8 protein-coding genes are annotated in these 9912 nt (G+C 34.4%); 3 read left to right on the top strand and 5 right to left on the bottom strand.

The annotated features are described in order from the left end of the window. The 3 genes from A9G09_RS03015 to A9G09_RS03005 all read left to right on the top strand — a co-directional run. Positions 1 to 1420 (top strand): hypothetical protein (locus tag A9G09_RS03015; RefSeq protein WP_218056808.1); only part of this gene is annotated, 1420 nt, incomplete at its 5' end. Between the two features lie 112 nt (positions 1421 to 1532). After that, positions 1533 to 2084: a hypothetical protein gene (locus A9G09_RS03010; protein WP_065633436.1), complete on the top strand. Its 552-nt coding sequence runs from the start codon at positions 1533 to 1535 to the stop codon at positions 2082 to 2084. 341 nt (positions 2085 to 2425) lie between these two features. Then, entirely contained in the window at positions 2426 to 3988 is a 1563-nt protein-coding gene (locus A9G09_RS03005) for a hypothetical protein (RefSeq protein ID WP_065633435.1), read from the top strand. 690 nt (positions 3989 to 4678) lie between these two features. On the opposite strand, the gene A9G09_RS03000 is transcribed toward A9G09_RS03005, so the two are convergent. The 5 genes from A9G09_RS03000 to A9G09_RS02980 all read right to left on the bottom strand — a co-directional run bounded on the left by A9G09_RS03000 (position 4679) and on the right by A9G09_RS02980 (position 9910). Beyond that, positions 4679 to 5218, bottom strand: a complete 540-nt coding sequence (locus A9G09_RS03000; RefSeq protein WP_065633434.1) for a methylated-DNA--[protein]-cysteine S-methyltransferase — start codon at positions 5216 to 5218, stop codon at positions 4679 to 4681. A gap of 144 nt (positions 5219 to 5362) precedes the next feature. Further along, the gene (locus A9G09_RS02995; RefSeq protein WP_081297458.1) at positions 5363 to 6118 is read right to left on the bottom strand and encodes a histidine phosphatase family protein; all 756 of its coding nucleotides are present in this window, start codon (positions 6116 to 6118) and stop codon (positions 5363 to 5365) included. A gap of 25 nt (positions 6119 to 6143) precedes the next feature. Next, positions 6144 to 7478, bottom strand: coding sequence for an OprD family outer membrane porin (locus A9G09_RS02990; RefSeq protein WP_065633433.1), 1335 nt, complete (start codon positions 7476 to 7478; stop codon positions 6144 to 6146). 131 nt (positions 7479 to 7609) lie between these two features. Further along, positions 7610 to 8410 (bottom strand): histidine phosphatase family protein, encoded by an 801-nt coding sequence (locus A9G09_RS02985; RefSeq protein WP_065633432.1) that lies wholly within the window; start codon positions 8408 to 8410, stop codon positions 7610 to 7612. A 108-nt stretch (positions 8411 to 8518) separates the two neighbouring features. After that, on the bottom strand, positions 8519 to 9910 hold the full coding sequence (locus A9G09_RS02980; protein ID WP_065633431.1) for a glycoside hydrolase family 1 protein: 1392 nt from the start codon (positions 9908 to 9910) through the stop codon (positions 8519 to 8521). Positions 9911 to 9912: the final 2 nt, after the last annotated feature.

Below are 9912 nucleotides of genomic sequence, written 5' to 3'. Positions count from 1 at the left end.
TAATTTATATGTAATAGATTATTTTAAATTAATTCAATCGAAATTAACTCAAAGCTCATTATTCATATTTTTTATTTTATTGACGATTCATCCAGTGCAAGCATTAAGTACAACAACAGCGAAAGCGATAGAAGGCAGTGCGCCAGAAGTGATAAATATCGATTTGGCAGCGAATAAACAAGGATTTACGGTTAATAGTATTTTTTACAGTGAAGCAAGCAACAATATCAAGGGTGATGTAGTTAAGGAATTTAGTGGTGATTTAAGCCCTGCAAATTTTATCGTTAAGAATTTTTACTATAATTCGTTGGATAACACATTAAATTATGCGGATAAAGATGGTGATGGGATAGATACATCAAAGCCATTTTTACTCTCATTTACCAGTAAACAGTGGTATGACGGTAATGGAAAATTAATTACAGATATTAGTAAAACGATGGGGTGTGGAAGTAGTTATCCGATGCCACTAACGCTTGAGATTACAACACAGGTAAAGACCTATTCTAAATATGGTATCCCTCGGGAAAGTGATTATGTGCCAATAGTAAAACGTTATCAAATTTCTTCTAAACCTCAATTTTGTTATGCTAAACCTTATTCTTTAGAAATATTTCCTATGTATCAATGGCGTGGGGTTAATTCATCTACAAGCGGTATTGCTGATTGGAATCAAGAAGCGTATAAAGATCCAAATTCTGTCTATGGGGGTGGCTATACTTCAGATTATGTTCCTAATATGGGGTTTAAAGCGAGTCCCACTGTATCTGGCGGTAAAAAATTCCCGACGACTGGTTTTCCTGGCGCTAAGTTTCAACTAATAGTGACAGGCTCTCCTAGCAGTTATACTTTTAGTGTTCCCAATAATCCGGGAGGTCAAGTGGCTATTGATCAACAAGGTTATGTCTTACTTAAAGGTAAACCAACAGGTAATGTTACTGTAAGAGCAACTGTAAAGCAAAATCCAGCTATCAAGCTAGATTATACGTTTAATCCAACCAGTGTTTGGGCTATTCCACAAGGAGACTTTTATGGTACTTACGAACAGACCAAAATTAAATGTGGTGGTGAACAAAATATGTTTTTACGTAGTGAGTTAACGAATTCTCCTGCTAAATTAGCCCCTTTAAATTGGGTATTATATAATAATGTTTATACACGATCTATTGGTGAAAGTATTTTATCAGAATGGGGATATATTGAAGGCAAAAAGTCTTATCCTGATGCCAATTGGGGCACTCAAACCTTAGCAAGCACAGCTGCCTATTCCTATTCTCATTATTGGACTAAAGAAGTTCATGATGCGTTTTCTCACTTTATTGTTGTTACTGGCGATGGCGCTGTTTCTTTTATGAGTGATAACAGTGATATTGATCCAGGAGATAGTAGAAAAAATCTTAGGGCAGTTTGCAAAGGTTAATTTTTCACTGAAGTAAATTATAACATTAACTCTTATTTTAAATAAAGAAAGTTACCTAGTCACCGGCGTGTTAGCGCGAAGTCGCTAGCACGCCAAAATTGAAGAACAAAAAATGAGCATGCATATTACTAAAAAGTTAGAAATTAGTCGTCGACTTGGCTATCTAAGTTTAATTGATGAGGGGAGTTTTTTGAGAATTTATAATCAATCAGCATATATTATTAGTGAGTTATATCAACAAAAGTTGAAGATAATGCATAATATCCTAGGTAAATTGAACAATTACCCTATAGTTTATTGCGGATTTCCTAAAAGAAATCTTTCATTGCATTTTAATAACGCTCAAAAAATGGAATGGGGCTATCAAATAGCCGGAGATTTTGATTTAAGCGGATATCAAACGTGGTTTAATCAATTTTTTACTTTATCGAAAGAAGATATTAATACTAGAGTGAATCCGCTAGTTCATCATCAATCTAAAATTATAAATCAATCACAACAACCTGAAATAATGCCAAAATTGTCCCAAAACACTGTGAGAACAACGCTGCATCTTAATACTAATCAATTAATATTTTTAAAAAATTGGCAGCCTGATAGTGATAATAACAGAGTAACCCAACAGTTTATGCTTAGTTTACAGCGACAATTGTTGAGATCTTGAGTGAGATACATTATTTCATGTATGGATATTATTATTTTTACTTTTGTTTTGTAGATCTTAGGCAAATTTAATTCAATAAGCTAACGATTAATAATCGGTGATATTAGTGTATAAAATATAAATTTAACGTGCATTTTAATATAGTTATCGTAGATTCTTAACAAACATTTACATAAATACACATTACAATTTCATTATTCTATTTTATTATTGGATTGAATTTTTGATATTATCGCGCACAAATGCGTTGCATTAGATGATATACATAAAAGCTAATATATTGTATTTTTTGAAAAAGTTAATAAAATTAACTACAAGGAATGGTAAAAATATGTTAAAATGTGGTCTTAATCGGGCATCGGGCATCGGGCATCGGGCATCGGGCATTATTAGATAGTCTAGTTACAAAAAGTCATCACGCCAGCGAATTATCCTCGCACTTATCGTTTTTTAACTCTTTTATTTCATCTTTAAAATTTTTATATCCCCTTAAACACTCTTCGAGCAAAATTTCGTTAAATAATTTATATGTAATAGATTATTTTAAATTAATTCAATCGAAATTAACTCAAAGCTCATTATTCATATTTTTTATTTTATTGACGATTCATCCAGTGCAAGCATTAAGTACAACAACAGCGAAAGCGATAGAAGGCAGTGCGCCAGAAGTGATAAATATCGATTTGGCAGCGAATAAACAAGGATTTACGGTTAATGGTATTTTTTACAGTGAAGCAAGCAACAATATCAAGGGTGATGTAGTTAAGGAATTTAGTGGTGATTTAAGCCCTGCTAATTTTGTCGTTAAGAATTTTTACTATAATTCATTGGATAACACATTAAATTATGCGGATAAAGATGGTGATGGGATAGATACATCAAAGCCATTTTTACTCTCATTTACCAGTAAACAGTGGTATGACGGTAATGGAAAATTAATTACAGATACTAGTAAAACGATGGGGTGTGGAAGTAATTATCCGATGCCACTAACGCTTGAAATAACAACACAGGTAAAGACCTATTCTAAATATGGTATCCCTCGGGAAAGTGATTATGTGCCAATAGTAAAACGTTATCAAATTTCTTCTAAACCTCAACTTTGTTATGCTAAACCTAATGCAACAATTGTTAACAAATCTAATCAATGGATTAGTTATAATGCTGATGGCAGTGGTGAAGCTTGGAATGATGTTAATCGTACCAGTCGTCATCCGATTCACGGTGGTGGTTTTACGGCAGATTATGTTCCAGATATGGGATTTAAGGTCAATCCTACTGTATCGAAAGCGACGTTTCCAACAACTGGTTTTCCTGGCGCTAAGTTTCAGTTAGTTATGTCAGGTGCACAAACTGATTATAGTTATAGTATATCAGCTAACCCTGGTGGGCAGGTTTCGGTTGATCCGCAAGGATTTGTTAAAATCAAAGATAAACCGACTGGTAATGTAACAGTAAGTATTGTCACCAAAAGAGATAACTCCAAAGTTTTTACTTATACCTTTAATCCAACAAGTATTTGGATAATTCCACAAGGTAGTAATTATATGGATTTTGAGAGTGCAAAAAATCGATGTGGTGGTATCCAAAATATACCGGCTATTTCACTGTTTACTAATTCACCACAAAATAATATAGCGCCTAATGTTGATTGGGATACTAGTATGAACACCTTTACACGGGCGATAGGACAAGGCGTGTTCCCAGAATGGGGATTTACAAATTTTGCTGCTTATCCGGATTCGCAATGGGGTAACTTTGTACAAGCTTTGGATGGAAAAGCATTCTATTGGACATCTAGTGTTCATCTTACTGGTAGTTATATGTTTGTTGCTGATGCAAGAGCAGGTAATGTAAATACTTATTCTGTTACTTATCAACATTTAGTTGCCTGTAAAGGCTAAATAATTTTTACAATGGTATATTTGATCTCATTATGATGGTTAGTGCCATCTACTAATGGGCTATGCAACTTACAATGGTAAGAAAAAAAGCATTGTGATGATTATATTATTAGAGAGAAAACAAAATTTTGTCTTGTCGCTAAGCGACAAGCAAAATTTTTTAAAATGAATGCATAAAAAATAAACAGATAACGGTGCTTTATTGATAACTTAGCAACAGTTAAAAGATACTTCAGTTGAGCGTAGATAATAATTATAGATAACTGTGCTAAACAGATAAATTTTTTAACTTAATTCACTTAAATTTATATTGGAATTAATCGCTAACTTTTTACCATTTTCATACAAAACTGCGCTATTTCACTATAACTATCTAACTACTAGGTAAATTTACACTATAGGTTATATAGTCATTTTATTCATTAAGTTATGTATGATGAAAGTAGCGCATTGATAAATAATAGAATATTAATGCTGTTTTTAATTTGTAAGTGGGATTTTTAGTTCAGACTTTACCACAATAAATCAAGGCAAATGTTTAACAGGAAAGCGATTAAAAAGCACCATAATCTTCAAGCAATCATCGCGATAAATTAATGTTAATTCGATAGATAAGGTAATTTTTTCAACCATTAAAAATGGGGTAGTTTAGTCATCTGATTTATTTTTAGTTGATTATTATTTTAACTTTTAAAGGGCTGTACCTTTATTAGGATTAAAAAATTGTGTCATATCTAATCCTTCTATTTCAAGTAGTTTAATTTTTTTATCTATTCCACCAGCATAACCGGTTAAATTACCATTGGCACCAACAACTCGATGACAGGGGATAATAATGGATATAGGATTATGACCAACCGCACCGCCAACGGCTTGGCTTGACATGCTAGCCTTATTTGTTTGTAGTGCAATTTGTTTGGCTATATTGCCATAGGTGATTACTTGCCCGTAAGGGATCTGACACAAAATTTGCCAGACTAAGTGTTGAAAAGGGGTACCGTGTGGAGCGAGTTCAAGTTGCTTAATGTTAGGTTTTTTTCCTTCAAAATAATCATCGAGCCATTTTTTTGTCTGATTAAAGATGGGTAGGTTAGCATGATATTGTTTTTCTGCTTTTAGAATGGTACCGAAATATTTTTGTCCTTCAATCCAAACGCCAACTAATTTATTTTGTTGACTTGCTAGAGTGATTAAGCCCATAGGTGATTGGTATTGAGATAGATAAAACATGCTGACCTTTTTAATGTTGTCACGTAAAATGATTGATTAATTATGCGGGTTTATTGTCACAATTTCTATCAGTTTTTTAATTGCAAAAAGTATGTTGAGTTAAAGATGCCCCAATGTTGAGGGGCACCTTTTAACTGTTAGATATTATTGTTTGCCTTTTTCGACATAACTCATATCACCTAAACTTTCAACAATAAATTTGCCATCATCGGTATAACGAATTTTAGTTACACTTGCATTACCTAAACCTGCTGTTATTGGTTTATCTAGCATCTCTTCAACCATTGCCATAATTGCCAAACCATGCGATACGACTAAAACGTTACCGCCCCCTTGTGCTTTGGCTGATTCTGCAATCATTTTTAATGACTCTTGCATGCGAGTTTTTACTTTATTATAGTCTTCGGCTTCACCTGATTTTTCAACTGCAGCAATCGCGTCGATCATTTTTTTAAGTGTTACTTTACCTTTTGCTAAATCGTCCATAAGATCTTTATCAGATGCGTAACCTAAATGTTTTGCTGCCGGATTCCACATATTAGGGTCAAGATCACCTTCAAATTCGCCAAAGCAATTTTCTCGTAATTTTTCCATTTCATTTATTTGTACTGGCACACCTTTTGTTTCGAGAATGATACGTGCGGTTTGCCTTGCTCGTCCTGAATCACTAGAATAGACCGAAATAAAATCAACATCTTTTAACCCTCGACCAAGTTGCTGAGCAACTTCAATACCGGGTTTGGTTAATGGGGTATCAGACCACCCCTGAACACGATGTACATTATTGAACATGGTTTTACCATGTCGAGTAACATAAAGATAGACATCTTGAGCAAAAGCATTTGTTATAGTAAAGATAAATACCAATAACAAACTTGAAGATTTTATTAATTTTTTCATAAAAAGTACCTCATCTTGTTCTGATTCATAATAAGTTAAAACGGTATTCTGCTATAAATTCAGCACCTAAGAACTGTGCAGTTTGCGATTTACCATTTCGTAAAATGGGTGTGCGATTTTTATGTTTATAAGACCATCCGGGCCCAACCATTCCCCAAAGGGTTAACCCTTTTAAACTATTATTGGTAGGGATCCATTTGGTAAACAGATTAAATTCGCTTGAACGTACGGTTGTGTGCCTGAATTTAAACTCCCCATAATTTGCAGTTAAACCAAGCGTTAAATCGGGATATAGCTTATAATCAATGATTGTTGATAATGCTCGTTCGCCATGTCGTAAATAATCTTCGCCTGCTTGCGTCATAGACATAAATGTACCGCGTGAGTGGCTAGACATATGGCGATGATAATAGCCTAACTGTCCTTGACCTTTTTTAGCATCAGTATAGGCAATGCCAATTTTAGCTCCCCACTTATCATCTTGCCATTTGACATCAGCGGCATAGTGATTGGCATGTTTATCAAAATAACGTTTGCTCAGTGCCATTTTTTTATAATTATCTAGCGATTTGGTAAAATATAGTTGGGTGCCAATTGTTAACTTGTCGATTGGTTTAATGCTACCTAAAAAGATTTGACGGCGTAAATAGTCTTTGCTTTCACCAATGGCATATTCAACGCTGTAAAATTTATTTTTTAATGAAATATCGCCTGTGGCAATATAATCAATGGTGTGTTTGCCATCACGACTTTTAAACTGTTTTTTATCGGGAGAGTCGCGAGAAATTGAATGCGTAATATAAGCCCCTTTTAATGCCACTTCACCGTAATTTAATGTTGCGCTATAGCCTTGATAAGTTGTTGGCGATAGGCGAGTAGTATTAGAAATAACCCCAAAGTTTTTCATTGTATGCCAGCCGATATTACCATTAAGATTAACATCAGCTAATTTCGCTTTTAATTTGACATAACGTTGGCCTATTTTAGTGTAGCCACCGGCATTGCTACTTTTGGCTTTATTGCCTTTATTGTAAAGTACGCCTCGACTTGCAAAGTGATCACTGGCAGCTAAACGAAATGCTCGATAAAAATCAGCATTTAAACTAATAAAATCAGCCAAATAACCGGATTGATAACTTACTGCAACGCCATGCCCCCATGCATTGTGAACTGTTTTTGGATTTTCGGCTTCTTCTTTTAAATACTTCCAATAGTTTTTAGTTGATAGCACGATTTTGGTATCTTTAAAAAATTCATTATCAGCTATTGATTTAGGTTCATATTTTGATGTCGATTCATTAGCTACCACAAGACTACTCGTCAAGCTAAAAAGTATAACAGTGAGGTATTTTAATTTCATTCCTAAATTCCTAAAGTGTTTATATTCAAAATTTAAAATAATTAATATTTATAAGTTTTTATTTTTTACTAAACATTTAGGTTTTGCCTGCCATGGCAGTAACAATCCAATCTGCTCAATTTTTTGTCGGTCTAATTTTTTAAGGTAGATTTACCTTTTTTAACATAATCCATGTTGCCTATTTCAACCACGTTGTATTGGCCGTTTTTGTAAACAATTTTAACGACTGTTGCATTCGATAATGGTTTATTTTTATTGCTGTTGTCAGTAAGATCAGAAATCATTACTTGCATCGACATTCCAGATGAAATCGCTAACACATTTTTTTGGTGATGTTTGATTGCATTATTAACGATAGTCTTTAGCGCTGCTTGTGTACGCTGTTTAACTTGTTGATAATCTTCGGCTTGATGTTTAGGATCTGATTTGGCAATAGCATTAGTCAATGCAGCGACAGAAATCTCACCTTCTTTATAGCTTTTATAAAAACTTTCGACTGATTTATAACCCAAAGAATCCATACTGGCGTTAACCATTTTGGCATTCGGCCCACCTTCAAAACCACCATAAAATACTTCACGTAAACCTTTTAGTTCTTGTATTTTATAATCTTTTACCCCTTTTTGTGCTAGCAATACTTGCATCGTTTCGCGCTGACGACCTGCATCACTGGTATAGTAAGCATCAAATTTAATATCTTTAAGTCCTTCACCCAAATAGCGAGCAACTTCAATACCTTGTTCAGTTAAAGGTGAGTCAGCCCATCCTTGAACCAAATCATAACTATTGAAAAGTGTTTTTCCATGACGAGCAAAATAGATTGTGATAGCGTCTTGTGATGTATTAGATGATAATTGAGCACAACTCGTGATTAATAGGCTAGATGCAATCAAATTTACGGTAACGAGTGCTTTTATGATTATTTTTTTCATATTCTAGTTCTAACTTTCTAGTAAAGTAGCTAACGATTCTGCCTTAACACAATAATTAACTACTTTTTAACTCGCGATTAGTCAATGTTAGACTAATCGCTTTGTAGTTTATTTTAACGTTTCACCATTTGAGGCGATGACAGATTGATACCAATAAAAACTTTTCTTTTTGTAACGTGTTAAGCTACCGGAACCATCTTGATTAAGATCGACATAAATAAAACCATAACGTTTGGTCACTTCTGCTTTTGAGGCACTGATAAGATCAATTGGTCCCCAACTTGTGTAACCCATGACTTGCACACCATCATTGATTGCTTCTCGAATTTGCACAAGGTGATCATTCATATAATTAATTCGATAGTCGTCGTTGACAGTGCCGTTATCCTCAAGTTTATCTTTAGCACCTAAACCATTTTCGACAATAAATAGCGGTTTTTGATAACGTTCATAAAGCATATTAAGTAAATAACGAATACCAATAGGATCGATTTGCCATCCCCATTCAGAGGCTTTAAGATAAGGATTTGGCACCATATCTAGAATGTTACCTTTCGTTTTTTGTGAGTCATCAGCTGTCGCGCAGCAACTCATGTAATAACTAAATGAAACAAAATCGATCGTTTCTTTAAGATCTTCATGATCTTGCTCTGTTATTGTCAGTTTAATATTGTTCTCTTTAAAAAATCGTTGCATATATGTTGGATAGTATCCACGCACTTGTACATCACCAAAAAATAACCAACCATGATTTTCTTGATGAGTAGCCCATACATCTTCTGGTTTCGGTGTAAGTGGGTAGGCAACAGCACCCAATAACATATTACCGATTTTTGCATCAGGAATGATGTTGTGGCATAGTTTTACTGCTCGGCTACTCGCGACAAGTTGATGGTGAATCGCTTGGTAAATTTGTGCTTTGCTGCTATTGCGAGCAAGCCCAACACCGGTAAACGGTTCGTGTAATGACATATTGATTTCATTAAAGGTTAACCAAAGTTTTACTTTATTTTTATAGCGTTCAAAAACTGTTTTAGCATAAAGGGTAAAAAAGTCGATCACTTTACGGTTTGCCCAGCCACCATATTGTGTAACTAAGTGGTAAGGCATTTCGTAATGAGATAAAGTGACTAATGGTTTAATATTGTGTTTTATCATTTCATCAAATAGCTTATCGTAAAAAGCTAGCCCTGCCTCATTAGGCTGAGTTTCATCACCATTTGGAAAGATCCTAGTCCATGCAATAGATGTGCGTAAACAGGTAAAGCCCATTTGTGCAAATAGTGCAACATCTTCCGGATAGCGGTGATAAAAATCGATTGCTCGATCTTTAATACTAGTAATGTTATGTTCATTACGATCAACAATATCACCAAATAGTCCATTAGGTGTACAGTCCGAGGTCGATAGCCCTTTGCCATCTTCACGAAATGCCCCTTCTACTTGATTGGCGGCAATCGCACCGCCCCATAAAAAATCTTCAGGAAATTTTGTTGACATGT

The organism is Gilliamella sp. wkB292, from assembly GCF_001690235.1.
Lineage (GTDB): Bacteria > Pseudomonadota > Gammaproteobacteria > Enterobacterales > Orbaceae > Gilliamella > Gilliamella apicola_F.
The sequence above is the reverse complement of the archived record's forward strand: the minus strand, read 5'-3'. Positions and strand labels throughout refer to the sequence as shown.